The following is a 25,373-nucleotide window of genomic DNA, read 5'->3' as shown; positions in this document are numbered from 1 at the left end:
GTTATTTCCAGACCGAATGAATTCTCTTGTCTGAGACAGATTCCAGCATTTCATGCTTTATCCCCTCCTTATCCTTGACCATTTTGCATAAGGACTTCTTGGCTCGGTGAAGCCGGTTCCGCACCTGGTTTACTTTAATGCCGGCAATCCCGGCGATTTCTTCGTAACTGAGCTCGTTCGTATATCGCAGCAGCAGCACGATGCGGTATTTTTCGGGCAGTTGGTTGATGAGCTGCTGCACTTCTCCGCCGGTCTCCTTGCGCAGAAAGGCTAATTCCGGCGTTTCGGCATGGTGCCTTCCCTCGCCAAGGACGCCGTCATCCGCCAGCAGGTCTTTTTTTTTCCGCATCGCGTCCCGCATGACGTTCACGGCAATCGTGTACAGCCATGAGGCGAAGCTGGAGTCTTCCCTGAAGCTTGCCAGCTTGCGGTAAGCCTTCAGAAAAGCTTCCTGCGTATAATCCTGGGCGTCCTGCGGGCTTGCCCCCATGCCCAGAAGCAAACCGTATATTTTGTTTTTATGCGTATCGACCAGCTGCGCAAAGCTGTCCTTATGTCCGGCAAGCACCTGTTTGACCAGCGCAGCGTCCCGTGACGGGTCTATCATAACGATCCTCCCCTGACTCTCTCTTCCTCTGACCATTTTACATATCTAGTAGACGAAGGAGGCGGGTTTTTCCTCTCGCTTTTTATGCAAAAAGTCCCCGTCAAGCGGACCCGGGCTGCAAGCCGGTTCGGGCGCTTCTGCGGGGAACCCCGAAAAAAAGGAGCCCTCCGAATGAAGGGCCCAAATCAGATTAGACATATGAAAGGGTTTACAATTCCCATTATAGTATGATTTTGTCCTTTTAAAAACGCTTTTTTGAAAGAGAATTCTGCAAACATCCGAGCAGCGGCTTTCCGCCAAGCAGCCTTGGCGTGAAACGCATTCGCCCAACTATAACGTTGTGCCCGGAGAGCGTCCGGAATCGAACGTTGAAGATGCCTTAACAAAAAATGGGTAGATTTTGGAAAATAAATGATTGCCAAAACTAATGTCATTAGTTATAATGCTAATAAGATTAGTTTTAGCGTATGGGAGGATGATTTTCATGAAAAAAGCGACCGTTCATCAAGTCACCCAGCTTTCCTTTTTGCCCCGCCTGTTCCCCGTCAACGTGTATCTCGTCGAAGAAGCGGACGGCCTGACCCTGATCGACGCCGGCATGCCGTTCAGCCTGAAGGGGATTCTCAACGCCGCGGATTCGCTCGGCAAACCGATTACCCGCATTTTGCTCACCCATGCGCATGGAGACCATGTCGGGGCTTTGGACGGATTAAAGGAAGCCCTCCCGAACGCCGAAGTGCTTATATCGCGCCGGGATCAAGCCCTTTTGGCCGGCAGCCGCGCCCTGGAAGCGGGAGAACCGCAAACGCCGATCAAGGGGGACGTCCCGCAAAAAGTCCGTACGAAACCGGATCGCCTCCTGGCGGACGGGGATCGGACCGGTTCCCTCCTGGCCATCGCCTCTCCGGGGCACACGCCCGGCCATATGGCCTTCTACGATACCCGGAGCGGCGTCCTGATCGCCGGCGACGCGTTCCAAATCCGGGGCGGCATGGCCGTATCCGGCGACACGCGGCCGCTTTTCCCTTTCCCCGCGATGGCGACCTGGAATAAAGAAGCCGCATTGGCAAGCGCCCGCCGCCTGGCCGGCCTGAAGCCGTCCTGGCTGGCCGTCGGCCACGGCCGGATGCTGGAGCAGCCCGCCGCTGCCATGAACCAGGCCATTCTGCGGGCCGAAGCCGCTTTTCGGGAGGTGAAATAAGATGGCGAAAATGGGCCTCGACCGTCACACCCTCCTCGTTGCCGCTGCCGAAATCGCCGACGAATCCGGACTGGATTCGCTGACCTTGGCTGCGCTTGCGCAAAAGCTGAAGGTGCGTTCGCCTTCCCTGTATAACCACGTGAACGGCCTTCCCGATTTGCGGGCCGCGCTGACCGTTCACTGCATCCGCTTGCTCGTCGAAACGACGCGGGACGCGGTTATCGGCAAAACGGGCGACGATGCGATCCTCAGCTTATGCGGCGCTTACCTCCGGTTCGCACGTTCCCGCCCCGGGTTGTACGAAGCCTTTTATAAGGTAAACACGCAGCGGCACGAAGAGCTGGAATCGGCGAAACAGGAGCTGTTGAACCTCTTTTTGCGGATTATGGAGCCTTACGGGCTCGGCGAAACGGAAACGCTGCACGCGATCCGCGGCCTGCGCAGCCTTTTGCACGGGTTTGCGTCGCTTGAGCAGCACGGAGGGTTTCAAATGGACCTGAAGGTGGATGAAAGCGTGGAATACGTTTTGCGGGCTTTTTTGGAAGGGCTGCACACGAGCAAAAAGCCGATCCATAAGTAAGGAATGTCATATGGCGTTCAAGTTTACTTCTTGCCGGGTGTGATATAATATAGTTATACGTGATTAATTATATCATTAAGAAGAGAGGAGTCTTGAACGTGGCTCATATCAGTCCCTCATATCTTCAAATCGGATCCACCGTAGGGGCTTTATTGATGGCTCTTCTGGTCATTTTTGTCCGCTTGAAGGCCAGCAACAGACCGGTAACGATCAAAAAAATCATTATTCCGCCGCTAGGCATGGCCACCGGCTTCCTGATGTTCGTGGCGCCGCAAGTCCGGGTTCCGTGGCTCTGGGCGTTGGCCGCCTTCCTTGTCGGCTGGTTCATATTTTCATATCCGCTCATTCGCAGCACCAAATTCGAGGTATCGGAGGGCCAGGTGTTCGCCAGACGTTCCAAAAGCTTCGTGGTCATCTTGTTCGTTCTGCTGATCGTCCGTACCGTGCTTCATCAGGTGATCGACGAGTATGTTTCGATTCCGCAGTCCGGCGCCCTGTTTTTCTTGCTGGCGTTCGGCATGATCGTCCGCTGGAGAGTGTTCATGCTGAAACAATACCGCTCCATTGAAGCGTCGGGCGAACTGCAAAGCCCCCCGCTGTCCCCGGAACCCCCGACCTCGACGAATGCAAAATAACAACGATATTTACGCATCCTTTCACCGTCTTCCGCGGCCCGCCGCAGAAGGCGTTTTTTTATTCGGGACGGAGCCCCTTCCCCTTGCATCTTGCTGCATTCAAAGGTATATTGCATTATGGAAATGCAGAACCTAGGGGAGAAGGACAAAAAGTGGCAACATGTTTCATCCGTTCAGCGACACTTTGTTGAATTTATCACAATTTGCGCACAAAAATGGAGGAAAACAGAGAGATTCGGACCAAGAAGACGTATACTTGTGTAAAACTTCACAATTTGTGCGTAAGGCTTGAAATGCCTCATTATCCTTTTGGTGAACATTATGTTAACATAGGTAATGATGAGTTAGATTGCGGCCTTTTTCACTTGAGGAAGGTCTGTTGCTTCTAGACCCCTCTGCCCAAAAAGGGTCTATTAGCCCTTTTTAAAATAAAATTAAGCACTGCTGCTTACGCAAAGGAGAAATGGACATGTCGGAAACTATTACTGATGCAAAGACTGAACAAGCGAATGCGCCTGTCAGCCAAGATCAACACGATTTGCTGGACCAGCTGCTCAAGCCCGAGGTTCAGGAGTCTTTGACCACACTGGTCAACCATCTTCCAAAGCTGACCGAGCTTGTGAATGTATTGACAAAGTCTTACGATTTCGCACAAGCCGTCGCTACGGATAAAACGCTGAAAAGCGACACCGTCGGAGCCATTCAAGAGATGGCCACCCCGGTCATCAAATCGGTGAAATCCGTCGCCGCAAACGTGATCGAAGCAAAAGACCGCGCAGAAAGCAGTCAAGAAGTGATCGGTCTTTTTGGCCTGCTCAAAATGCTGAAAGACCCTCAAGCGCAAAAAATGTTCCGTTTCGTGAACGCGTATCTCCAAGTCTCTGCTGAAAACGCCAAAGAACAAAAATAATCCACTTTAATATTTAGGTAAGGACGGAGGAAAAACTATGTCAAAACATATTGTCATTTTGGGTGCAGGATATGGCGGACTCCTCTCCGCGCTGACCGTTCGCAAATACATGAACAAAGACCAAGCGCGCGTGACCGTGGTGAACCAATATCCGACTCACCAAATCATTACCGAGCTTCACCGCCTGGCTGCGGGCAGCATCGAAGAAAAGGCGATCGCCATGCCGCTTGAAAAGCTGTTCAAAGGCAAAGACATCGATCTGAAAATCGCCAAGGTCGAGTCTTTCTCCGTAGACAACAAGGAAGTGAAGCTTTCGGACGGTTCCAAGCTGACTTACGACGCGCTTGTCGTCGGCCTCGGCAGCATCACCGCTTACTTCGGCATTCCTGGACTCGACAAATACAGCATGGTGCTCAAATCCGCTGACGATGCCAAACGCATCCACCGCCATATCGAAGAACGCATCCAAGCTTACTCCCAATCCAAAGATCCGGCTGACGCAACGATCCTGATCGGCGGCGGCGGTTTGACCGGCGTCGAACTCGTGGGCGAAATCGCCGACATCCTGCCAAACCTGACCAAAAAATACGGCATTGACCGCAGCGAAATCAAATTGATGCTCGTTGAAGCCGGCCCTAAAATTTTGCCTGTGCTTCCTGACCATCTGATCGAGCGCGCGACCCAAAGCCTTGAAAACCGCGGCGTAACGTTCTTGACCGGACTGCCTGTAACGAACGTGGAAGGCAACGTGGTCGACCTGAAAGACGGCCAAAAAATCGTCACCAACACCTTCGTATGGACCGGCGGCGTGCAAGGCAACCCGCTTGTCGGCGAATCCGGCCTGGAGGTCAACCGCGGACGCGCAACCGTCAACGAGTTCCTGCAATCCACGTCCCATAAAGACGTATTCGTTGCCGGCGACAGTGCCGTATACTTCGACGAAACCGGACGTCCTTACCCTCCAACCGCGCAAATCGCGTGGCAAATGGGCGAGCTGATCGGCTACAACCTGTATGCGTTCCTGAACGACAAGGCGTTCGAAACGTTTGCTCCGGTAAACTCCGGTACGCTGGCCAGCCTGGGCCGCAAAGACGCCGTTGCAACCATCGGCGAAAACAACATTTCGCTGAAAGGTTTGCCGGCAACGCTGATGAAGGAAGCAAGTAACATCCGTTACCTCTCCCACATCAAAGCATTGTACACGCTGGCTTACTAATCTCATACCGACGACCGCTTGAAGCGGCAAACAGGGTATCCTCACGGTCTTGGCGACCGGGGATACCCTGTTTTTTTTACGATGCCAGGCTTTTTTCAAGCGCGGCCTGCATCCATAACAGATCGTGGCGGACTTTCGGGATGCCCTCAAGCCCGGGCAGCTCCGGAATCGGCAGGAGCCGCTGCAGCTCCTTCTCGTTCCGCGGGAGTTCGCCCAGCGCCGTGGCGTAAACGGTCGTCAGGTTGGCCAGATGGGTTTTCATGGACCGCTGTTCGCGGCTTTCCACCGGCAGGCCCGTTTCGATCTGTCCCGTAAAGAGGACGGCCAAAAGCTGCGATTGGCTGCGGATCGCCCTGCCCATCAAGTACGGAATCCGGCTTGATGCGGATGTTCTGCCAAGGATGAGCACCCCTGCCAAGCCGATCAAGCTCCCGGTCACGACGTCCGCCATGCGCGTCCCCGCAAAATACCCCACATGTTCGATATGGGAACCTGCCGCCGCCATCAGAAGCGCATTCGGCGTCACGAACATCATCGTCAGCGTGTAATTCCGGACGATCAGCAGCTCGGCAAAAAACGAAAACAGCATGATCGCAAGCGAAATGACGATGCCTTGCGGGTGCGCCCACAAAATCGCGCTTGCCGCCAATATGCCGATCATCGTCCCCAGCGAGCGCTGAATGGCCCGGTGGAACGTGGCAATGACGGTGGAACCCAGCATGACCGCAGCGCAGGAGAGCGGAACCCAATACGACCGGTTCAAGTTAAAGGCATGGGCGGCCAAAGCGGCAAACGCCAAAATGATGCCGAACCGGAGCGAGAGCAGAAATACGAGCGAATTTTTGTCGAAGGCCTCAAGAAAAATGCTTTGGAGCGGCGTCCCGGTCATTCTTTCTCCCTCCCGTCGGCCATCCGGGACCCCTTCCAGAATCGCGGACAACCCGAGCACCGATTGCAGCAGGGCATGGGACTGCGCATCGTCCGGAACCATCAATCCCTCCGTCCGAAGCTTCCCCGTTTCGGTCCCCAGCCCCGAAACGCTGCGGACGACGCTGCTTACAGTGTCAGGAGGGGGTTCCTTTCTTTGCAGCTGCCATGTATCCGTCTCCTGGTAGATGACATGGGCCTGGTTAAACAGTCTCTCCAGCCGGCGAATCAGCTCCGTTTCCTTCCAAACATGCCTTCTCACCGCAAACATCGGCTCCCCCTCCACCATGGCGATCAACGTCTCATGCCTCGCCTTTTCGTAATCGCGGGTACCGACGGCTTCCATCATATTGGCCAATTGGGCATATATCCGGCGTATGGCCTGCATTTCGGGGCCGTGCGGACGGGTCAGCCAGCCGGCCATCGCGATCAGCCAAGCCAGCGCTCCGCCCAACAGGACCAGCGTCCCCCGGATGGCCGCTTCGGACGGGTTATGCGGCGTACCGGAAGCAATCGCAAAGCTCAATACGAAAAAAAGCGCTGCCGGCCCCTTAAATTTCAGCGCGCCGAACACGAAGGTCACGACCGCTCCGATCAGCCCCATCACTAACCCGGAAAGCACCGGATACGTCGACAGCAGCGAACCGCAAAACACCGAAAAGGCGATGCCCAGCATCACAAAGGCAAGCTTTCTCGACCGGATGAAATACGGCTCGTTCGATGCATACAGATAGGTAAAACCGCCCGTTCCCGCCAGCAGGCCGTAATCGAAACGCCCCGCGAGCAGGCCGATCAGCGAGGGCAGGCCCAGGCTGATGCCGGCGCCGACCGCCCTGCCCCACGGCAGCGGAGCTTTTTTGAATTCCAGCGCCTGGCGGACGATGGAATGGATCAAGGACGTGTGGTGCTTTTGCGGACTCATGCCGATTTCTTCCCTTCTCTGCCGAATGCAGGACCTACCATGCTTTACATAAAAAGCAGCTTGCTATTATTTTCAATATGGCCATGGGACGAAGAAAGTATGACCGCCGAACAAAATTCGATCTTGTCCGCGTGTTCTCAAACGTTTTGCTTTGATATATCCTAAAAAAGCGAGGGATTTATGGCGAAAGGGAAGGAGGGCGGCATGCGAAAGCTTGCGGGGATTCACCAAAAGGAGTTTCAGGTCTGGGTATTTACGCGCGCGGATCTGGCAAAGTTCGTCATCGTTGACGTGATGTTCAGCACCGCCCTGTATGCCGGGCTCAGACGGATCAACGGACACGAAACGATCGCGATTTTGGGGAGCTCCATCGGGACGCATTTATGCAGATATTTACGCTGTCGGGGTCTTTTTTTAAGGCTGCGGCCAGGCATTTGGATCCGGCGGCCCTGGAGTCCTCCTGCCCCCTGAACGAAGCTCCAAAAGGACTCTCACCGGAAGCCGCCGCGCTGCCGGTTTTTATCGGTTTAGGGCCGTAATGGGCCGAATTCCGCCGAAGCGGCCGATTATGGGATTTTTATCACAATCTCGTGTACAATAGGGTTGAAGGAGCGAATGAAACATGAAACGCAAAAGAAGAAGAGTTGCCGTCGTAGGCTCCGGCATGGTCGGATCCAGCTGCGCTTACGCGATGATCAACCAATCCATCTGCGACGAGATCATGATGATCGACCGCACATACGACCGGGCACTTGCCCAGGCGCTGGACTTGTCGCATTGCATCGATTTTACGCATACGCGGACGACCGTGTACGCAGGAACCTATGCGGACTGCGCCGACGTCGACGTCGTCATCCTGACGGCCGGCGCCAATCCGAAGCCGGGGCAAAACCGGATGGACGTCCTGGCCGAAGCCGCCGAAATTACGCGTCAAATCGTGACGCCGATCGTGGAGAGCGGTTTTCAGGGGATCTTCATCACGGCCGCCAATCCGGTGGATCTCGTTACGTACATGATTTGGAAGCTTACCGGTTTTCCGCGCCACCGCGTCATCGGTACGGGCACTTCCATCGATACTTCGCGGCTCAAAACGCTGCTCTCGGACGTCTTTTCCATCGATCCGCGCAGCGTCAGCGGGTATGCGTTGGGCGAACACGGCGAATCGCAATTCGTCGCATGGTCGCACGTCACGATCGGCGGCAAGCCGATCCTCGATATTTTGGAGCAGCACCCGGAACGTTTCAAGCATGTCGATTTGAACGATATCGCGCGCAAAACGAAGGATGCCGGGTGGGAAATTTTCACGCGGAAGGGATCGACCCATTTCGGGATCGGCAGCGCCATCGCCCATATTACCCGTGCCGTCCTGAACGACGAACATAAAATCATCGCCGTATCCGCCATACTCGACGGGGAGTACGGCGAACACGGCGTGTGCGCCGGGGTTCCGGCCATCATTAGCAGCGACGGCATTCAGGAACTGCTGGAGCTTAAGTTAAGCGAAGACGAACGGAAGCGGTTCGAGGATTCCTGCGCCCTGATCCGCCGCAATTTGGAAGGTCTCCATCTCGAGCCTATACGTTAAGTTAACCATCCGTTGCCGTCACGGCCATCATCCTCGTTCGCAGCTTGCGTGAACACAAATAATAAAAGGAGCCTCCCCCGCTTTCCGGCATCCGGATGGGCGGGGGAACGGCTCCTTTTTCATCGGCCGGAAGATCAAGCGATTCGAATCCGGTACGGCCTTCGCGGAATCTCGCGACCCTTCTGTTCCAAGTGCGGCGGAGCTGCAACCAGCGTGTTCCGAAGAAATCCCCTTTCCGCTTGCAGGGCCGGCGATGATCCGAACGATGAGGCTGTTACTGCTCCTCCAGCCTGCTCATATCCGGCGGTACGCGGTGTCGGGTCGCCTGCTCGTATCCATAGGCAATCTTGATCAGCGTCGGTTCGCTGAACGCGGTTCCGACAAACGTTATTCCGACGGGGCCTTGGGTGATGTAGCCTCCCGGAGCGATGACGCCGTCCTCCGCGTAACCTCCCGGCACCGTCATCGCCGGGTAGCCAGCTCTGGCCGCGATATCGTCCCCTTCGTCGCAGCCGAGGAACAGTAACGCGTCAAGACGGTAAGTTTCAAGCGCGTAATCGATTCCCTTAGCCCGCGACATCTCCTGATTGTAACGGAGCGTCTCCAAATATTCCGGTTCGGTTAGGGTCCCGCTGGTCGCTTCGCATTTCTCCAGCAGGTCCTGCCCGTATTTCAGGCACCGGTCGGCGTGCCCGTTGTTGAACGCGATCACTTCGGCCAGCGTATGAACGGGAATGCTTTCAGGAAGCTGCGCGAGATAATCGTTGACGCCCTTTTTGAATTCGTAGACCAGCACGTTTCCGTTCCAGGACGCATCCTGACAAGGGAGCTCTACCGGATCGATGATCGTTGCCCCTTCCCTGCGCAGCGCTTCGATCGCCGCTTCGAGGACGGCCTTTCGGGCCGGATCCAGGTCACGGAAATAATGCCTCGGAATGCCGATGCGCGCCTGCTTTAAGGAGGAAGCGTCAAGAAATGGCGTATAATCCTGCAAAAACCGGCCTGCGCTTGCCTGCGTGGCCGGGTCCCGCTCATCTATTCCGGTCATGGCCCCCAGCAGGATCGCGGCATCGGCGACGGTTCGGGCCATCGGTCCGGCCGTATCCTGCGTGTGCGTGATCGGAATGATGCCCGAACGGCTGACCAGCCCGACCGTCGGCTTGATGCCGACCAGCATTTGCTGGCTGGCCGGGCTGATGATCGACCCGGACGTTTCCGTGCCGATCGCCGCGGCCGCCAGGTTTGCCGCCACGGCTGCGCCCGAGCCGGAGCTGGTATGCAACGCGTCGCGGGTATCGATGTTATCCTTTAAGAGCAGGGGGATGCCATGGAGCGGCCCCCGGGTTCCTTTTTCGTAACGTTCGTCATCGAGCTCCCTTGCGATCCTCACGGCAGCCGGATTCACTTCTATGATGGATTTCAGCTTGCCGTCGTAGCGCTCAATCCGTTTCAGATAGGCTTTGACGATTTCTTCGGAGGTGGTTTCGCCCGATTCCATTGCAGCTTGCATGCTGCGGATATCCAGCTCCACGATCCATTCCTCGATATTCAGCGGATTTTCCATTTGTCCTCACCCCCGGGTTTTAAGTAGAGCATGGCTTCATCCAACACGAGAAACCCACTCCCTATGTATAATTGGCGCTGATCTTTCAGATTGGCCTGTCGTATTTTGCATAACGCCCCGTCTTAAAGCGTTCCCAAATATTCGGGAATCATCTCCGTTTCCGCGACTTTGCCGTCAAAGGCTTCGACCCCGTAGATCCGGGCATCCCGCCGCGAACCGACGACCCGGTGAATTCTGCAGCCGATATAATGAATGCCCGCTCCATCGCTTACGCCGACGCCTGCGCGGATTCGGCCGCTGCGCAGCAGCTCATGATACCCCCGCCTGTACTCCGGCTCCGAGTCGTAATGCGGACTGTGGCTCCCGGGGATAAGACCCAATCCTTGGACAACGTTCGCCTGCCCGTCATCATCGCAGTTGACTCCCTCTTCATACCAGCACATGGAACCTGCGCTGAGGCCCGCCAGCACGACGCCCTGCTCCCACGCCTGCCGAAGGATGCGGTCCAAACCGTGTTCCCGCCAGGTCTCCAGCATCCGCACGGTATCGCCTCCGCCCACGTAAAGGATATCCTTTTCCAAAACGTAATCCTCCAAGTCGACTGCAGGCGGCCGGGACAGCGCCAGATGGGAAGGAATGCAGTCGAACGCCGAAAAAGCTTTGCGAAACCCCTCAATGTAACCTTCCGCGTCCCCGCTGGCCGTCGGGATAAAACATACCTTGGGCTTACGGGCCGCGGACTGGCTCAAAATATATCGGTCCAGCAGCGGATTGTCCGGCTCCATGGAAAAACCGCCTCCGCCAAGCGCAATCACCTGTCTCATGGAATCTCCTTCTTTCAGCCCGCATCGAACGCGAAGCGGGAAACATTCCAAATTTCTCCTCCCATCATAACAGCCCCAAGATTCATGGCGCTACCTAAAAAATCGTTAAAACGGTTGTTTACGGCGCGAAATCAAGGTAAGGTGTAGAGAACCGGTTCAGGAGGAGGAACATCACATGATTCAATATCAGGATCATTTACGCGATATTACCGAAGCTTCGCTGGCGGAGGGATTTTTCGACGGGTGGCCGAACCCGCCTTCTTATGCCGTTTTTATGCAGATTCTCCGCAATGCGTCTTCTTGCATATTGGCCAAGGATGAGCAAACGGGGAAAGTCGTCGGATTTATCACCGCGTTGTCGGACGGCGTGCTGACGGCCTATATCCCGCTGCTGGAGGTCGTTCCCGCCTATCAGAAACAGGGAATCGGACAAGAGCTGACCCGGCGGATGATCGAGAAGCTGAAAGGAATTTACATGGTGGATCTGCTCTGCGATCCCGATCTCCAGCCATTCTACGAAAAACTCGGCATGCGGAAAGCCCAGGGGATGCTGATTCGCAACTACGAGCATCAATCCGGGCGAACCCATCCGCAATAAAACGCAAAAAAGAACCCGCCGGCCGCCATGCCGGCAAGTTCTTTCCCCGCTTTTTGGAAACTTATCCCGCAAGATCGACGAGATTCTTTTCAACCGATAGTATAAAATAGCTGTGGTTCCACTGCCTGACGGTCACAATGCAGCGCTGCCGGTCTTTTTCGAAAAAATAGCCCGCCCCCTCCTGTTCGGTATAACTCCAGCCTTCCTTGTTCATCTTTTGTTTTACTAATTCGGCCGGATCCTTAGCTCTTGTCAGGTAATTAACGGTTCCGTTCAAACCTTGATCCATCAAAACGATCGTCTTGTCGGTCGCATGCAGCGCATACATAAGCTTGATGTTTTTGACTCCGATATTTTGGACGTAGGAACCCGCGGTGATCGCCGCAAGAAAGACGATACCGATGCCGCTCCATAAAACGATCTGTTTTTTCACGCTTCCGCCCCCCGGCCCTGCACATGCACGGCAAGAACAAGCCCCTGATGCAGGCAAATGCCGTGCACGCTCGTCACCAGCGCGGGATCGGGCGGCTCGTCTCCGGGCAACCAGGTCAACTTGATGTTGTGGCCGTTCCAATCTTCATATATGGTTTGGTTCATGCTGCATGCATCCTTTCAAAAAAATAACGAATCTCTGCCCTTTCCACGCGCCTACTCCGTTTCCGTCCGCGCAGAATCCTTCAAAACCGTTATGCTTACCGGCATTTTTGTATAATGAGTCAGCCTGATTTCCACTTCCTGATCGGCCTTCAGCCTTTCGCGCGCCCAGGCAGCGTTGATTCGAAGCCGTTTCAGCCGGTTTTCCGTCGTTAAGACATGGATGATCTGGCCTTCTATATTGATGACTTTCCCTTGGAAACGCTCCTGCTTTTTGGTCGCCAGGTCCGCTCCCGTGAACAGGATCCCCGTCAAACTGCCCAGGCAGACAAGGAAGGAGAGCCATGCAAATGCAGGCATAACCTGGAGTTGGATATCCAGAACAAGCCGGAAACAAAACAATCCGAACATCAATAGATTGGACGCCATGAAAATCCACAAATTTGGATAAGGACGTAAATCCACCAAACTCCCCCTCGCTTATAGGTGTTATTTTCCCTGCATCTGTCTCATATGTATGCGTCTCGCTTCGGCTCTACCTATAGGATGTTCGACGAATGACGCCAAAGCCGGATATAAAAACGCCCGCCAAACTTGCTTCCACAAGCTGCCGGGCGAATCCTGCCTATTTTGGTAATGTATCGATGCCGTTTCTTCCATTATGGTTTGCCCGCAATGCGCCGGTACGTCGCTTCATCCGATACCACATACAGCCGGGCCTCGGAAGGAATCGGGTCGTTCAGCCTGCGGTTGATGGACAGGTCGCTGCGGTCGGCGAGCAAGGTTGCCCCCTGCCGGAGCAAATCCTGAAAAGCGTCTCCGTAAGTCCGCCACTCCGATTTCCGCGGAACCTCGTAGATGTCGTCCCCCTGTTCGCGGCTGATCAGCTGGTTGATCACCGCGGAATTCCCTTCCTGAAGGGCGGCGCGCACCGCCAGGCTGGAGATGGCGTCATGGGAGAGCACAAATTCGTTCACCTGGACGAACCGGAAATTTTGGATGTGCTTTTCATGCATGATCTCGACCGTCGTATGCACCTGCGGAGCGATCCGTTCGATGCTGGAGGCGATCATCAGCGATTTGCCGTCGATCAAGGAAGTATCTTCGATCCGGGTATCCGCGAAAACAATGGCGGCCTTCGCCGTTTCCAACCCCGCTTTCCGCAACACATCCTCCGCCGATGGATCGCCGCTGATAAAATGCACCTGGTGCAGATCCTTGATCGGATGCCGCTCCAGCTCGTCGATAATGACGATTTGGGCTTTTTCGTCGTACGTCAAAATTTCTTGGACGGCGGATTTCGCCTTTTTGCTCCAGTTCATAATGATGACGTGATCCCGTCCGTGGTAACTCAAGGTTCCTGCCTCCCTCTGCCGCTGAATGCTTCCGATGGAATCGATCACTTTGCCGATGACCAAGCTGAGAAGACCGATGCCGAAAATGTACAAAAACAGCGTGAACAGCTTGCCCCCAACCGTCGTGGCGAAAAAGTCGCCGTACCCGACGGTGGCCATGGTCGTCATCACCCAATACAGGGCGTTAAACCAGGTGCCAAACGTGGATTGCTCCAGGAGATAAGCGATGGTTGCGCTGCCCGTCACGAAAAAAAATACGATCAGGGCCAGGGTCGTTTTGCGCATACGCATCATGCGTGCGGATAATTGGAGAAAAAAATGCACTTGCCTCTTCCCTTCTGAAGACGAGCTTTTATATCAGGATGATTGCAACACCGTTAAACGATCAAACTGCTGATGGCAAAGGCCGTTCCGATGAACACCATGCACAGCAGCGTCGCCACGGCCACGTTTCCTTGCTTCAGGGACTCCGAGATTTTGAAGCTCGGCGTGACCAGTTCGAATATCCAATACGCCGCGATCAAACATACGTAACCGACGGCAAACCACATCGCCAAAAACCAGATCGACGTGTTGGTATAAGCCGCAACGCCCAAGATGATCGCCGTGGCCATGAATTTGCCGCCAAGCGCGAGCCCTACGGCCACATTTCCCTTTTTCAGTTCCTCCATATCCTTAAACGGCGTCATCCAGCTGAAAATCAGCATGCCCAGCAGCTGCAGCACAATGATGACAAGTACACTTATGACCAGATTAACGACGACGGTCAACTCGCCCACCCCCTGAATTTTGCGTATGCCGAATCGTAGTCGGCAAAATCATGAATCTCTTCAAGCTTCACGGATACTTTCTTTTTCTTCTCCAATGCTTTGTAGCGCGCGTCGTCGATCGGCTGCTTGATCCGGTTGCCGGAAGGCAGCTCCAGCACGGCGAAGTTCCGCGTTTTGTCCTTGTACTGCGTTTTGTACACGCCAACCAGATCGATTTCCGTCGTGACGGGGATCTTCAGATTGGCCATGTCCTTTTTGGCTTCCGCCTGAGATTTGAAGGTTTTGATCGTGCTCCAGGAGGACAAATGGACGCTGCTGCGCTGGCTGGAATCCGTCGTCATTTCCGCATCCATGTATTGCAGGACCCAGATTTTGTCCCCCGTCGCATAGTTCCCGTCGTTCGGCATCAGCTCGTTGTCCGGCAATACGGTCATGTCGCTGCCGATCAAATCGCCGACGCTGCCTTCAATGATCCGGTAATCCCACGGCACGCGGGACACCATGTCCTGCCCGTCCGCCGAGGAACCCGAGTGAAACACGGATTGCTCATTGTCCGAACAGGCGCTCAGAAGCAGCAAGGCCAGCATGAAAAGCGCCAAAACGGCCGCAAGCCTGAAGGTATGCCCGGAACGCGGGTGTTTCTTTCCGTTTCTTGTCATCTATCTCACTCCGATCGCTATAAAATGGCTCGTATTTCCCGTAATCAGCCCTCCGGCTCTGCCCAGCAGGCCGCATGGCTGCCCGTTGATCATGAACATCCCCGTCAGCAGGCGCCGCGTTCCGGCCACCGTCTCGATTTCCGGAAGATTGGCCCTCATCTGATAGACGGAAGGGAACAGCTCGCTGGTGTCAAAGCCGTCCTCATCCTTGATTTCCAGCTCCCCGCTGCCGTCGAACATCTGCACGGAGCCGCCCTCGCGCCCGAACATCGATTTGGAGACGTAATTCCCCGAGAATACGGGCTTGTTGTACGTCGGCAAAAGATATTTTTCGATCGTCTCCCGCTCTTCGGCGGTATACAATAACCCCAGCTCAAACAGCCCCCAAGCCGCGGCAATCAGCCCTTTGGACTGCAGCAGGATGCTGTGGGGCGGGTTGAACAGCGTCAGCTTGCCCGTCTCGATCGCATAAGCAAGCGCGTCGCCCCCGTCGTCAACGGCCATCCATTCCTTCGGATACAAGGCGAACATCCGCTTGATTTCCCGTCCGCTGCCGTCCTTGACGACGCCATGATCGATGGTAAGCTCCAGGCAGTCGACGCACCGAATGTCCAGCCCGCTGTGGCGCACCAGCGCTTCGATGGTACCGGAGTCCTCCAGATGCTCCCCGTAAGCGACGCATGCGGCGGTATCCGGACGCTCCGCGCCCCAAGCCGCGGCTACAAGGTCCTTCATGCGGACATTGGGCGAATCGATGCCGGCTTCCCGGCACATCCACGGCGTTGCGATCGATGCTTCCACATAACCGGTCGGCGTATCGGCATTGAGTTCGTACAGCTTGATGCTCCCGTCATGCGAAACGGCGTAATCAAAACGCGCATAGCGGCTGATCAGGTTCTCCTCGGGAATCGGGCAAATGTCGAGCATATCCCACAAAATCGGCGGGATGCCGATGAGTTCGTACAGCGCCCTGTTCCCGTGGATATAACGCACCGTCCGGTCCAAGATGCGCCATAAACGGGCCGACGCTTGTTCAAGTTCTGCGTACGTATCCCGGTTCATCACGACGAGCTGATCGAGCCAATACTCCTCATCCTCCAGGTTGGCCCAGGTGAAGCCCAGCTTCGCGAGCTCTTCGACCCGTTCCTGGCGGCGGTGCCCGCCCGGCTTAAGCACTTCGAATACGCTGCCCGTCATCCGCCGAATCCGCTCCTCGAGCTGGATCTTGATCCCGAAAAGATGCTGGATTTCGAGCTGGAGCCGGACGAGCTGTAGCCGCTCGATTTGCCGCCGATGCCGCCGGAGCTTGAAGAGGTGCCGCGCCGGGTGATCGAACCCGTCGAACGGGAGGTTTTTGGCGTAACCGTCGACCCGACGACCTGCTTGTTTTGGAACGTGCCGCTGGAATAGGAGCGCGGCTTATAGCTTTGCGACGTGCCGGTATAATACGTTTTGCGGTTATCGTAATACGTGCTGGGCTGGTAGCTGGATCCGCTGTTGAACAAAAAATGGTACAGCAGCAAGTCGTCCCAGCCGAACCCCGAATGGCTTGCGCCGTAATTGTTGATGACCGTCGTTCCTCCGCTTCCGCTGCCGCCCGAGCTTCCGGCCTGCGGTTCCCCCTCTTTTTCGATTTCTTCGGGAAGCGGGATGTTCCAGTCGACATTTTTGTCGAAATAGGCTTTGACTTCCTCGGTCGACCATGCGACGAGCTTCGGCTCATCCGCCGATTCCCCGGCCGCGCTTGCAGAGTCCGCTGTTACTCCACCCGCCAGCAAAAAAGCGTTTGCTAAAAGCGCCACGCCCAGCGACGTGGATAACACCCGAACCGGCTTGCCGTCCGGCGTAAACAGCTTGGCCGGGTATTTGTCCTTGTCCTGCGGCTGTTGTTCGTTCGTCATGTCTGTTCCTCCTTTCTGCCCGCTTGGATGGCTATTCATTGCGAATCCGGACGAGAAGCAGCTCCAGCTTGCCTTCGTCCACGTTTAATCTGCCCTCGATCGTTTCGTACTCCTGGCCTTTGACGACGAGATAATTCACATGCTCCAGCGCCGCCACCATATTCATGCTCCAATTGCGCTCTTCGATGTGGCGCAGTTCGCCGTTTGGCGTTTTTTCGATTAAAATGACGCTCATGTCGTTGCCCATTGTGCCTCCACCCCTTGTTCTGAATTGATCGATATGTCTTTTGATACGTAAGAAAACCGTGGTCCGTTCCATCTCCCGTTTCCATTTTTTCGAAAAAATTGTCGTTTTGCTATCTCATCTCTGAAAAGCAAGCCCTCTCATAATATGGAAACATGCATTTATCAGCATAAAACCTCTTTATTCGAAACGCAATAAAAAAATGGATCGTCCCGGCCGCCGCTTTCCGGAATGAAAGAAAGCCTTTCGTCCATCTTAACCTTTTTTTGCCTGGCCGATCAGCAACCTTATATTGGAAATTGCGTTTAATTTAAGGATCGGTTAAATTTTGGCATCCGTGACCCTATCAAAATTCCAAAAATAATGGCGGAAACGAGGCGCAATGATCATGAAGAAACAAACCAAGCTTATCCATGCAACTGCCCTGACGGCAACTTTGCTTTGCGGCACGGTCTCCCTGCCGGCGGCAATCCATGCCGATGCTCCGGCCGTATCGGCCGGTTTTTCGGGCGGTCAGGCCATCAAGGCTCCCGTGCAAAAGCCGCTGTGGACCGCAGCGGTCGATCCCGGCTCGAAGGCCGCCGTCACCGATGACGGAACGGTTCTTGCTTTTTCCGGGAAAAAGCTGATCGCGCTGAATCTGGCCACGGGCAAAAAGGCCTTTGCCTACGGCAGCAACCTGAAGCCCTCGGTGCAGTACTTGAAAGGAACGGCCTACGGCGTCGGAGAAGACGGACATGTGTATGCTCTCCATGCCAAAACGGGCAAAGAGTTATGGAAAACGGCTGCAGGTCTGTCGGATGCGGACGAGCCGATCGTGATCGGTGATACGGTATACGTCACGAAAAAGCAAACCCTCATCGCTTTGGATGCGGCGACAGGCAAACCGCGCTGGAAGGCGGTCGAGGATCAGGCGGAAACGGCAGGCCATCTGTCCCTGGAAGCGGAAGGCATCATTTTTATGTCCAATAGCATTTCCGGAGCATATTCCTATTCGCAGCTTAAAGCCATCGACAAAAAAACGGGCAAAACCTTATGGAAGGCCCCGTTCCAGGCAGAACCCCTTGCCGTCCGGGACGGGCTGGTGTATTCCCGAAGGGAAGCGTCTTTATTTGATGAAGAGGATCCGGACGAACCTCCTCACATCACCCTATCCGTATTCAATGCCAAAACCGGTGAAAAGGTCGGCGAACGGGTCTACTCCTGGAACCGTACGAACAACTCCCGTTCCGCGGGATTCGCAGGCAGCATGCTGCTCAGCGGCAATGACCTGTATCTTGTGACGGAAGATGCCATCCACCAATACGATTTCGCGCACTACGAGAAGAACGGCAAACCGGTGAAAAAGTGGAATAAACCATCCTACCCCATCGATTTAACGGGATCGGTGCATGCCGGCAGGATTTATTTTTCGATCTACGATGGGTATTCCATTGGAGGCATGAAGCTCGTAGACGGCCAGGAAGTCCAGTGGGGGGCCGACAACCCGGTCGTACGGACCGAAATCTACGGCAACGGCGTGTATATCGGGCAAAGCGACGGCGTATTTCATGGATACAACCTGCAGACAACCGCGCCCGACTTTACCGTGAACACCGGGTCACGCAATTACGGGCCGACCCTGCGCAGCGGCAGCACATTGATCATCCAGGCCCAGGATAACGGGAGGCTGATTGCGGTACAGGTGCCGAAGGCGCTGCGTTAACGTCTCGAACGGCTGAAACATGGTACAATCTTAGATATATAACGATTCTTCAAGAGGAGACGAACCGTGGAACGATTACTGCAAAAAATCAAGGCATTAAGTGAAAAGGAAAAGAAAACGCTGGAGCAAATGGTCCTGAAATTGACCGAAGAGGTCGGGGAAACTTCGCAAGCGATGCTTTCTTACAGGCAGGCAAGCGGCAGCGAATATAAAAAGCTGGATCTCTCTGACGTGAAGGAAGAATGCGTGGATGTCATCCTGGTCGCTTTGGCGCTATTTTACAAGCTGAGCGAGGATGAAAATGAGCTTCAAGACGTTCTTAGCAAAAAAGTCGATAAATGGAGCTCGGTGATGACTTAAGACAACAACGCTATGCCGCTATACTAGATCGACCGGCAATGCTATCGCACACCGTTTTGTATAACAACGAAAAAGGCGCCCAAGGCGCCTCAGGCTGTCGAGAAACCCCCTGTTTTTTTGCAGGGGGTTTAAAATTGCCTCGTCGGTCACTGAAGTAGGGGTCTCAGAGCGCTTTAAATCGATTTTTATTTTAAAAGATATGATTCCCCATATAAAAAATAGAGTGTCGAAAAGTCCGTTGGACTTTCTCGACACTCTGAAGCGCCCAAGGCGCCTTTCCGGTTGACCGGCCTTAAGTTTCGGCGGATGTTATTCCATTCCCCAAGAATAAACCGGATGACGCTTTTCCCCTCCGCGGGCAACAGTTGCAAACAGAATCTGTACCGGTACAGAAAGCAGCGATATAACGAAGAAACGGCGAATGAGCCTACATTAGCGAGTTTTCGTTAATCATGTCCCAAAGGAAAGCCAAAGTGCCTGTCCGCAGCAAAATTGGCATTTGCATCAATCATCTTTCCGTTTCTATGAATATATTAAACTAGCAAAACGGAAAGGAGTTGAAGGCCGAATGCCCGACCAAAAGATCATCCTCACGGTTCTTGGCAGCGCGGGCGGCGTGGCGAAGGCTATTTTATCGGTTTTGGAACGATCGTCGCAAGATGTGCATGACCCCATTCATCCGTTCATCCGATCCTGCCGTCTGCATCTTGTCGACCAGAAGCAAAAGGCGGATGCCTATTACCAATCCCTGCTTCCCCGTTTATTCCCCCAAACGACACTGCATCAATTCGATTTAAACGAATCCGGAAAATTCCGCGACCACTTGCTCCGCACGAAAACAACCCACGTCATTGACGTCTCCTGGGCCGATACGGTTCAAATGCTGGACTGCTGCAGCGAGCTCGGGGTGAAATATATCAATACGGCGCTCGAAAACACGATGGTCGACGAAAACGAACGTTTGGCCGGCTACTCGCTGCTGGAGCGTTACCGTATTTTCGAAGAGAACCGGGCACGGATCGCCGAACGGAAGTCGACGGCCATCATCGGCTCCGGCATGAATCCGGGCGTTGTGCAGTGGATGGCGCTGGATTTGATGAAGAAGCGTCCGGACGAGCTGCCTCTTGCCTGTTATATCGTGGAGCATGACGACTCGATCTACAACGACCCGGCGCTGATTCAAGGAGAAACGGTCTACTCGACCTGGTCTCCGGAATGTTTTCTGGACGAAGCCGTGCTGAATTACCCCATGTTCATGAAAAAGAAACTTCCCCTTATGATTTTCGGCCAGGTCTATGAACAGGACTTCAAGGTGACATTGGGCAGCAAGACCTTCTACGGATGCCTGATGCCCCATGAAGAGGTCATTACGCTGGGAAAAACGTTCGATATGGAGACCGGCTTCATCTATCGCGTCAGCGATTACATGACGAATCTGCTTCACGCCTACCTCGAAGATTCCGATCCGCTGTGGGACTGGGAGCATCATGTTCTGGACCCTGCCGTCGGCGAGGTTGGAGGCCGCGACATGGTTGGCGTATTGCTCGTTTATCCGGACAAGGAAATTTATAAATACAACGTCGTGGCCAGTTCGGACGTATACCCGGAATACCGTACCAACGCCACTTATTTGCAGGTCGCTTGCGGCATTTACGGGGCTCTTAGCACCCTGCTGTTGGACAAGATTCCGGAAGGCGTCTATTTCGTCGACGAGCTGCTGCTCCAGACGGAAAGCCGTTACGGCGAATATCTCTGCTATTATATGCGCGACTGGGTCGAAGGCGAAAACCCGGTTTCCGACGGGCTGCTGCTGGACCGGATGCGGCTGCGGCCTTAAAAAGAAAGATCATTGGGAATCGCCTAAACCTGTTAAAGCTCAAAAAAGCACCCTTACCGGGCGCTTTTTTGGTTCGTCAGCAATGCTTTCGCTTATCCTCATTAGAGGGCTCGAAACACTTCATCTCACGAACAATTAATGGAATGAACCACGATATCTTTTACGCATCGGACTCCGCTTCGGCATACGATACCACGGCCGCGTTCAAATAATAAGCGAGCCCGGTCTGCTGACCTTCCAGCATATGCAAGTGGAACTCGTCCTGAAGGAAAAACGCGGTCTGTGCGGCAAAATCCCCCGCCGCGATCCGGTGCCCATGGGCATTCATGAATGCCAGATGATCCCGAATGAATTGATGCACTCGGGGATCGTTATGCTTCACTTTTCCCCGCAGGCAGGTCGTCATGTCCTTCATGAATGCTGCCGCCTCCGCGGCCTGATCGTTCATCTCCGGCACATCGATCCGCGCCGCTTCAAGCTCCGCGCCGTAGCGCTCCTTGAGGTATTCGCTTTGTTCCCGCAGCGCTTCCCGCCATTCGTCCTCGCTTTCGAAGCCGACGAACAGTTCCTCCTGCGGCAGCGGATTTCCGCGTTCCAAACCCGCTTTCGTTTTCCGCAGCGTATCCATGATCCGGTCTAACCTTTGCTTGCGCTGCTCCAGAAGCGCTTCCTGCTCCTCCAGCATGGCCGCCCGATCCGGCTCCCGCTCCAACAGCTGCCCGATTTGTTCCAATGAAAAATCCAGCTCGCGGTAAAACAGGATGGCCTGCAGCCGTTCCAGCTCTTTCGTTCCGTATAAGCGATAACCCGCTTCCGTCGTTTCGGCCGGCATTAGCAGACCGATTTTATGATAATGGTGCAGCGTCTTGACCGTCACCTTGGACAGCTCCGACACTTCTTTGACTGTAAGAAGCATAATGCTTCACTCCCTTCTAACAGTGAAGTCTAAAGCCTGACCTAAGAGGAGGGTCAAGAAGAATTATTATTACTCATCGTAACACAAAAACACCCCGCTCAAACGAGCGGAGCGCATAAACCAAACCGGCTGTAAATGGCGGCGGCTTGTTTGAGGCTGGATGTTTACTGAACGATTGCGGCTATTCCGCCCCTGCCCGCCAAGCGCGAATCAGAAACTCCGCATCCGCGTTGAGCGCTGCTTTGACGCTGTCTTTGACATGGCCTCCCAGCGCATCGTTGTTTAAATGCTTGACGAAATCCCGCAGATGTTTCACCGCCTGATCCGCTTTGCCGCCATCCCGTTGATGCTGCGCCTGCTTGAGCGCATTAGTCAGCTGCGGGACAAGGGGACCGCCGAGGTCGCCGGCCGCCGTGTAACGCGCCATCAGATTTTGGATGGAACCCGGATCGGTCGTCACTTGGAACCGGAACGTTTTCGAAACGGGATTCGCGGAGCCATCATTCACCGTTACCTCCGCCTTCCGATCGCCCAGTTTACCGGCCAATCCGATGGAGATGTTTGGGGTATGGGAATCGACCGTATACGTTTTGCCGTCCAAACCAAGCGTAACGGAACCGCCTGCCGGCAGACCGTCTCCCGCCTGAAGGGTCAGGACCGCATCATCGGTAAAGGAGTCGCCGTCCTTCAGCGCATGGCCGCCCACGGTGAGCGAGTAGACGGGCTGCTCTTTGCTTTCCACCGTAATCCCCTTGGACACGTTGCCTGACAGGTCTACGGATTGAAACTGAATGCTGTATTCCTTCCCCGGTTCGATCCCCGGAATCGCCGCCGTTTGCACGCCCCGTTTGACTTCAATCCGATCGCCGATCTGCCGCCCGTCCGCAAACAAGGTGATTCGCACCTTTTGGCCGTCAATATCGTAAGGACCGTCCCACGTCAAAGTAAGCTGGCCGTTTGCCCGCGTCATCCGGACGTTCTCCACGTCTCCGGGAGGAACGTTGTCTTTGGGAGGTTCAACCGGCGGCGTCGGCGCCGTGAATACGGCCGGGTCTCCGAACGTGAACTTATCCACGTTGAACAAATAGTCGGTTCCTTTAAACAACAGGAACACGATATGTTTTCCGGTAACCGGAGCCGTGACGTCGGTCGAGAACACCTTGAAATTTTGCCAGCCGCCGGTTCCCGCAATCTTGTTTTCGGCGATGACCGGGCCGTTCATGCTGTCCAATCGGACCTCGATCGTGCCGCCGCCGGTCGCGCTGGCCGCGTTGACATGGAATTTCGAAGGGCTCGCGCTCCCGAAATCCACGTAATTGTACATGACATACGGATTGTTGGCTGCGCTAATGCCCGCTAAATACGTTTGCCCGCCGCCCGATTCGGTGCCGAAACCGACGCCGCCGTTGTTGTCCTCGGCCTCGAGCTTGGCATAAGCATCCCTTGCCTTCCCTTTCAGGGTCGTAAACGTGAACCAATCCAGATTGCAAGGATAGTCGGCACCGCCTGCCCCATGGAATACGAGGTAGACGTCATGCACGCCTGCAGCCGCTTTGTCGTCGATATTGGCCATGATATCGACCCACTTGTCCCAGCCTCCCAGCGCCGGGATGTCCACCGTGCCGATCGTCGGTCCGCTTAGCGAGTCCAGCTTGACTTCGATCGTGCCGCCCTGGCTGCCGCTGGATACATGCACGCTGATGCCGGACGCGCCCGAACCGAAATCGATGCCCTTATAGGAGGCAAAGGCGTTATTGCGGATGCCGTCGAGATAACCGCCCTCCGCATTTTTGCCCAGCCCCTCGCTGCTTTCGAAATCTCCTGCCTTCAGCTTCGCATAGGCATCGGTTTTCGTCGGATCGCCCGCGGTGAACTTAAACCAGTTCAGGTTAAACAGATACGGATCGTTTGTCTTGGTAAAGACGAGATAGACGTCATGTTTTCCGGTAATCGTGCTTGGATTTCCTTGATCGTCCTTCAGCAGCGTGACGGCATCGATGTAGTTGTTCCATCCGCCGGTTCCTTCCACGTGCAGCGTCCCGACTTTCGGGCCGTCCAACGCGTCGAGCCGGATTTCGATGTTGCCCCCGCCCGTGGCGCTGGCCGCTCTCGCGATAAAACCTTTGGCGCCCGCCGATCCGAAATCGACGTTTTTGTAGGCCGCGTAGTGTCCGGGCTGGATGCCTCCAAGCTGCAGGCCGCCTTCGAGCGCCCCCTCCAATACGAAGCCTTTGCCGATGTTATAGCGCTCGGCTTCGATTTTATTGTAAGGATCCTTAACGGCGTAGCGGAGCTCCGCATCCATCGGTTTGATCACGTTCAGCGCTTCGACGGCCGCGGCCGAAGACCAGGATTCGTACGTGCCGGACAACAGCTGGCCGGCCCAGTTGCCGTCGACGATATGGTCCGGATTCCGGTGGCTCCACGCCATCTCCGTGTTGAAAGCCGCCCAGGCGTCAAACCCGGCGCTGAACTCCTTGTATTTGCTTTCGCTTCTTTCGTCCAGCGCCTTTTGGAGATGAGCCAAATTCCGCATCAAAATCGTTTTGCCGCCCTTCAAATCGCCGTTCGGGCCTTCGTAGTTCAGCAAACCGTTTGCATCCACCAGATGGTTTTGGGTAAACCCGGCCGCTTTGACCGCATCGTCGAGGTATGTCGTATCCCCCGTTATCCGGTACAGGCCGACGGCAGCCCCGATGTAAGTGCCCTGATTGTAATGCGTGGCGTCCGGGATCGCGCCTTTTTCCGTTTCGATCCGGTCGAACACTTTGCCATCCCCGTCCGTCAGCATCGTTTTGCCCCAGCGGAAGATGCGGGTCGCCGCATCCAGGTAATACCGGTCTTTCGTAATGTCGTACAAATATTCCGCCGCCTCGGCGGCCGGGAAGTTGATGCAGGCGTTTTTGGTGTTATGCTCGCTGTTCAGCCACCAGATGCCGCCGCCGGCAAAATCGTCGTCCCACTGCGTGTCGTAGACAAAAGCGAAATGGCGTTTTGCGGCCTCCAAATACCGGGCTTCTCCGGTGATTTGATACGCGCGGGCGCTTCCCATGACCCACCACATGATATCGTCGTTAAACGGATTTTTCGTCCAATCCGAGCCGTATTTGGCCACGGTGCCGTCGAAAATATCGTCGATCTGGGCCCGGAGCTGGGCTTTCAGGCCGGGATCGGAGGTATGCTGGTACGCGTCCATCACCATTTCCCACAGCTCGGCTTCCACCCAAAAGCCTTGATGGTCTTTGCGGTTCGTGTTGCCCCAAAACATGTTGGCGGACGGATCCCAGAACGCGGCGTTAAACGCCTTGATGGCCGCGTCGCCGTCGCTTGCCTGAAAAGCGTAGGCCGCCGACCCTCCCGTTTCGGACAACGCCCCGAACGCGAGCACCGCCGCGAGCGGAGCGGCAAAAAGCTTGCATGCGCGGTATTTGTTCCATGACATCCCAATTCCCTCCCTGGTTAT

At 55.0% G+C, this 25,373-nt stretch carries 26 protein-coding genes; 11 read left to right on the top strand and 15 right to left on the bottom strand.

Going from position 1 to position 25,373, the window contains the following annotated elements; genetic code table 11:
- Position 1: 1 nt before the first annotated feature.
- Positions 2-607, bottom strand: a complete 606-nt coding sequence (locus NYE48_RS02695; protein ID WP_212948773.1) for an RNA polymerase sigma factor — start codon at positions 605-607, stop codon at positions 2-4.
- Positions 608-1,091: 484 nt separating this feature from the next.
- Here NYE48_RS02695 and NYE48_RS02690 point away from each other — a divergent pair, with 484 nt between their 5' ends.
- The 5 genes from NYE48_RS02690 to NYE48_RS02670 all read left to right on the top strand — a co-directional run bounded on the left by NYE48_RS02690 (position 1,092) and on the right by NYE48_RS02670 (position 5,149).
- Positions 1,092-1,808, top strand: a complete 717-nt coding sequence (locus NYE48_RS02690) for an MBL fold metallo-hydrolase (RefSeq protein ID WP_340996735.1) — start codon at positions 1,092-1,094, stop codon at positions 1,806-1,808.
- A 1-nt stretch (position 1,809) separates the two neighbouring features.
- Positions 1,810-2,388, top strand: coding sequence for a TetR/AcrR family transcriptional regulator (locus tag NYE48_RS02685; protein WP_212948770.1), 579 nt, complete (start codon positions 1,810-1,812; stop codon positions 2,386-2,388).
- A gap of 98 nt (positions 2,389-2,486) precedes the next feature.
- A complete protein-coding gene (locus NYE48_RS02680) occupies positions 2,487-3,023 on the top strand; it encodes a CcdC family protein (RefSeq protein ID WP_052146896.1) in 537 nt (178 codons plus the stop codon).
- 469 nt (positions 3,024-3,492) lie between these two features.
- On the top strand, positions 3,493-3,933 hold the full coding sequence (locus NYE48_RS02675) for a DUF1641 domain-containing protein (RefSeq protein ID WP_036708648.1): 441 nt from the start codon (positions 3,493-3,495) through the stop codon (positions 3,931-3,933).
- Positions 3,934-3,970: 37 nt separating this feature from the next.
- Entirely contained in the window at positions 3,971-5,149 is a 1,179-nt protein-coding gene (locus tag NYE48_RS02670; protein ID WP_212948768.1) for an NAD(P)/FAD-dependent oxidoreductase, read from the top strand.
- Positions 5,150-5,225: 76 nt separating this feature from the next.
- Here the strand turns inward: NYE48_RS02670 and NYE48_RS02665 are convergent, their stop codons facing one another.
- On the bottom strand, positions 5,226-6,998 hold the full coding sequence (locus NYE48_RS02665) for an FUSC family protein (RefSeq protein WP_340996728.1): 1,773 nt from the start codon (positions 6,996-6,998) through the stop codon (positions 5,226-5,228).
- Between the two features lie 204 nt (positions 6,999-7,202).
- Between NYE48_RS02665 and NYE48_RS02660 the strand changes: the two genes are divergently transcribed.
- Positions 7,203-7,469 (top strand): hypothetical protein, encoded by a 267-nt coding sequence (locus NYE48_RS02660; RefSeq protein ID WP_156124541.1) that lies wholly within the window; start codon positions 7,203-7,205, stop codon positions 7,467-7,469.
- Between the two features lie 151 nt (positions 7,470-7,620).
- On the top strand, positions 7,621-8,583 hold the full coding sequence (locus NYE48_RS02655) for an L-lactate dehydrogenase (protein ID WP_036708640.1): 963 nt from the start codon (positions 7,621-7,623) through the stop codon (positions 8,581-8,583).
- A 274-nt stretch (positions 8,584-8,857) separates the two neighbouring features.
- On the opposite strand, the gene NYE48_RS02650 is transcribed toward NYE48_RS02655, so the two are convergent.
- Positions 8,858-10,147, bottom strand: a complete 1,290-nt coding sequence (locus NYE48_RS02650; RefSeq protein WP_340996725.1) for an amidase family protein — start codon at positions 10,145-10,147, stop codon at positions 8,858-8,860.
- 122 nt (positions 10,148-10,269) lie between these two features.
- A complete protein-coding gene (locus tag NYE48_RS02645; protein ID WP_340996724.1) occupies positions 10,270-10,971 on the bottom strand; it encodes a Type 1 glutamine amidotransferase-like domain-containing protein in 702 nt (233 codons plus the stop codon).
- 175 nt (positions 10,972-11,146) lie between these two features.
- Between NYE48_RS02645 and NYE48_RS02640 the strand changes: the two genes are divergently transcribed.
- Positions 11,147-11,569, top strand: coding sequence for a GNAT family N-acetyltransferase (locus tag NYE48_RS02640; RefSeq protein WP_212948758.1), 423 nt, complete (start codon positions 11,147-11,149; stop codon positions 11,567-11,569).
- Positions 11,570-11,630: 61 nt separating this feature from the next.
- Here the strand turns inward: NYE48_RS02640 and NYE48_RS02635 are convergent, their stop codons facing one another.
- The 9 genes from NYE48_RS02635 to NYE48_RS02595 all read right to left on the bottom strand — a co-directional run bounded on the left by NYE48_RS02635 (position 11,631) and on the right by NYE48_RS02595 (position 17,095).
- Entirely contained in the window at positions 11,631-12,002 is a 372-nt protein-coding gene (locus tag NYE48_RS02635; RefSeq protein ID WP_340996723.1) for a hypothetical protein, read from the bottom strand.
- Positions 11,999-12,166: a hypothetical protein gene (locus NYE48_RS02630; protein ID WP_340996722.1), complete on the bottom strand. Its 168-nt coding sequence runs from the start codon at positions 12,164-12,166 to the stop codon at positions 11,999-12,001. Before NYE48_RS02630 ends, NYE48_RS02635 begins: the two co-directional genes overlap by 4 nt.
- 51 nt (positions 12,167-12,217) lie before the next feature.
- A complete protein-coding gene (locus NYE48_RS02625) occupies positions 12,218-12,628 on the bottom strand; it encodes a hypothetical protein (RefSeq protein WP_340996721.1) in 411 nt (136 codons plus the stop codon).
- 194 nt (positions 12,629-12,822) lie between these two features.
- Positions 12,823-13,803 (bottom strand): potassium channel family protein, encoded by a 981-nt coding sequence (locus tag NYE48_RS02620; protein ID WP_340996720.1) that lies wholly within the window; start codon positions 13,801-13,803, stop codon positions 12,823-12,825.
- Between the two features lie 92 nt (positions 13,804-13,895).
- Entirely contained in the window at positions 13,896-14,288 is a 393-nt protein-coding gene (locus tag NYE48_RS02615) for a DUF350 domain-containing protein (protein WP_340996719.1), read from the bottom strand.
- Complete coding sequence (locus NYE48_RS02610; protein WP_340996716.1) at positions 14,285-14,947, bottom strand: signal peptide protein; 663 nt, start codon at positions 14,945-14,947, stop codon at positions 14,285-14,287. Before NYE48_RS02610 ends, NYE48_RS02615 begins: the two co-directional genes overlap by 4 nt.
- A complete protein-coding gene (locus NYE48_RS02605; protein ID WP_340996715.1) occupies positions 14,948-16,144 on the bottom strand; it encodes a glutathionylspermidine synthase family protein in 1,197 nt (398 codons plus the stop codon).
- Positions 16,141-16,848, bottom strand: coding sequence for a hypothetical protein (locus NYE48_RS02600; protein WP_212948750.1), 708 nt, complete (start codon positions 16,846-16,848; stop codon positions 16,141-16,143). Before NYE48_RS02600 ends, NYE48_RS02605 begins: the two co-directional genes overlap by 4 nt.
- A 31-nt stretch (positions 16,849-16,879) precedes the next feature.
- Positions 16,880-17,095: a hypothetical protein gene (locus tag NYE48_RS02595; RefSeq protein ID WP_036714239.1), complete on the bottom strand. Its 216-nt coding sequence runs from the start codon at positions 17,093-17,095 to the stop codon at positions 16,880-16,882.
- 385 nt (positions 17,096-17,480) lie between these two features.
- Here NYE48_RS02595 and NYE48_RS02590 point away from each other — a divergent pair, with 385 nt between their 5' ends.
- The 3 genes from NYE48_RS02590 (at position 17,481) to NYE48_RS02580 (ending at position 20,994) form a co-directional block, all read left to right on the top strand.
- Entirely contained in the window at positions 17,481-18,797 is a 1,317-nt protein-coding gene (locus NYE48_RS02590; RefSeq protein ID WP_340996713.1) for an outer membrane protein assembly factor BamB family protein, read from the top strand.
- 66 nt (positions 18,798-18,863) lie between these two features.
- Positions 18,864-19,157 carry a MazG-like family protein gene (locus NYE48_RS02585; RefSeq protein WP_340996712.1) on the top strand — a complete coding sequence of 98 codons (294 nt, stop codon included), beginning with the start codon at positions 18,864-18,866 and terminating at the stop codon, positions 19,155-19,157.
- A 568-nt stretch (positions 19,158-19,725) separates the two neighbouring features.
- Positions 19,726-20,994, top strand: a complete 1,269-nt coding sequence (locus tag NYE48_RS02580; protein ID WP_340996710.1) for an S-adenosylmethionine decarboxylase related protein — start codon at positions 19,726-19,728, stop codon at positions 20,992-20,994.
- Positions 20,995-21,154: 160 nt separating this feature from the next.
- Here NYE48_RS02580 and NYE48_RS02575 read toward each other — a convergent pair whose 3' ends face one another.
- A complete protein-coding gene (locus tag NYE48_RS02575) occupies positions 21,155-21,910 on the bottom strand; it encodes a MerR family transcriptional regulator (protein ID WP_340996708.1) in 756 nt (251 codons plus the stop codon).
- A 181-nt stretch (positions 21,911-22,091) separates the two neighbouring features.
- Positions 22,092-25,352 (bottom strand): carbohydrate-binding protein, encoded by a 3,261-nt coding sequence (locus NYE48_RS02570; protein WP_340996706.1) that lies wholly within the window; start codon positions 25,350-25,352, stop codon positions 22,092-22,094.
- Between the last annotated feature and the right edge of the window lie 21 nt (positions 25,353-25,373).

It is taken from the genome of Paenibacillus sp. FSL M7-1455 (genome assembly GCF_038004655.1).
Lineage (GTDB): Bacteria > Bacillota > Bacilli > Paenibacillales > Paenibacillaceae > Paenibacillus_AQ > Paenibacillus_AQ cookii.
This window is presented reverse-complemented; position numbering and strand designations above follow the sequence as displayed.

What these genes read in the sequence shown, in the direction of transcription:
- NYE48_RS02695 (WP_212948773.1), bottom strand. Translation starts at nt 607, where the DNA reads ATGATAGACCCGTCACGGGACGCTGCGCTGGTCAAACAGGTGCTTGCC.
- NYE48_RS02690 (WP_340996735.1), top strand. Translation starts at nt 1,092, where the DNA reads ATGAAAAAAGCGACCGTTCATCAAGTCACCCAGCTTTCCTTTTTGCCC.
- NYE48_RS02685 (WP_212948770.1), top strand. Translation starts at nt 1,810, where the DNA reads ATGGCGAAAATGGGCCTCGACCGTCACACCCTCCTCGTTGCCGCTGCC.
- NYE48_RS02675 (WP_036708648.1), top strand. Translation starts at nt 3,493, where the DNA reads ATGTCGGAAACTATTACTGATGCAAAGACTGAACAAGCGAATGCGCCT.
- NYE48_RS02670 (WP_212948768.1), top strand. Translation starts at nt 3,971, where the DNA reads ATGTCAAAACATATTGTCATTTTGGGTGCAGGATATGGCGGACTCCTC.
- NYE48_RS02665 (WP_340996728.1), bottom strand. Translation starts at nt 6,998, where the DNA reads ATGAGTCCGCAAAAGCACCACACGTCCTTGATCCATTCCATCGTCCGC.
- NYE48_RS02660 (WP_156124541.1), top strand. Translation starts at nt 7,203, where the DNA reads ATGCGAAAGCTTGCGGGGATTCACCAAAAGGAGTTTCAGGTCTGGGTA.
- NYE48_RS02655 (WP_036708640.1), top strand. Translation starts at nt 7,621, where the DNA reads ATGAAACGCAAAAGAAGAAGAGTTGCCGTCGTAGGCTCCGGCATGGTC.
- NYE48_RS02650 (WP_340996725.1), bottom strand. Translation starts at nt 10,147, where the DNA reads ATGGAAAATCCGCTGAATATCGAGGAATGGATCGTGGAGCTGGATATC.
- NYE48_RS02645 (WP_340996724.1), bottom strand. Translation starts at nt 10,971, where the DNA reads ATGAGACAGGTGATTGCGCTTGGCGGAGGCGGTTTTTCCATGGAGCCG.
- NYE48_RS02640 (WP_212948758.1), top strand. Translation starts at nt 11,147, where the DNA reads ATGATTCAATATCAGGATCATTTACGCGATATTACCGAAGCTTCGCTG.
- NYE48_RS02630 (WP_340996722.1), bottom strand. Translation starts at nt 12,166, where the DNA reads ATGAACCAAACCATATATGAAGATTGGAACGGCCACAACATCAAGTTG.
- NYE48_RS02620 (WP_340996720.1), bottom strand. Translation starts at nt 13,803, where the DNA reads ATGCGCAAAACGACCCTGGCCCTGATCGTATTTTTTTTCGTGACGGGC.
- NYE48_RS02610 (WP_340996716.1), bottom strand. Translation starts at nt 14,947, where the DNA reads ATGACAAGAAACGGAAAGAAACACCCGCGTTCCGGGCATACCTTCAGG.
- NYE48_RS02605 (WP_340996715.1), bottom strand. Translation starts at nt 16,144, where the DNA reads ATGACGGGCAGCGTATTCGAAGTGCTTAAGCCGGGCGGGCACCGCCGC.
- NYE48_RS02600 (WP_212948750.1), bottom strand. Translation starts at nt 16,848, where the DNA reads ATGACGAACGAACAACAGCCGCAGGACAAGGACAAATACCCGGCCAAG.
- NYE48_RS02595 (WP_036714239.1), bottom strand. Translation starts at nt 17,095, where the DNA reads ATGGGCAACGACATGAGCGTCATTTTAATCGAAAAAACGCCAAACGGC.
- NYE48_RS02590 (WP_340996713.1), top strand. Translation starts at nt 17,481, where the DNA reads ATGAAGAAACAAACCAAGCTTATCCATGCAACTGCCCTGACGGCAACT.
- NYE48_RS02580 (WP_340996710.1), top strand. Translation starts at nt 19,726, where the DNA reads ATGCCCGACCAAAAGATCATCCTCACGGTTCTTGGCAGCGCGGGCGGC.
- NYE48_RS02575 (WP_340996708.1), bottom strand. Translation starts at nt 21,910, where the DNA reads ATGCTTCTTACAGTCAAAGAAGTGTCGGAGCTGTCCAAGGTGACGGTC.
- NYE48_RS02570 (WP_340996706.1), bottom strand. Translation starts at nt 25,352, where the DNA reads ATGTCATGGAACAAATACCGCGCATGCAAGCTTTTTGCCGCTCCGCTC.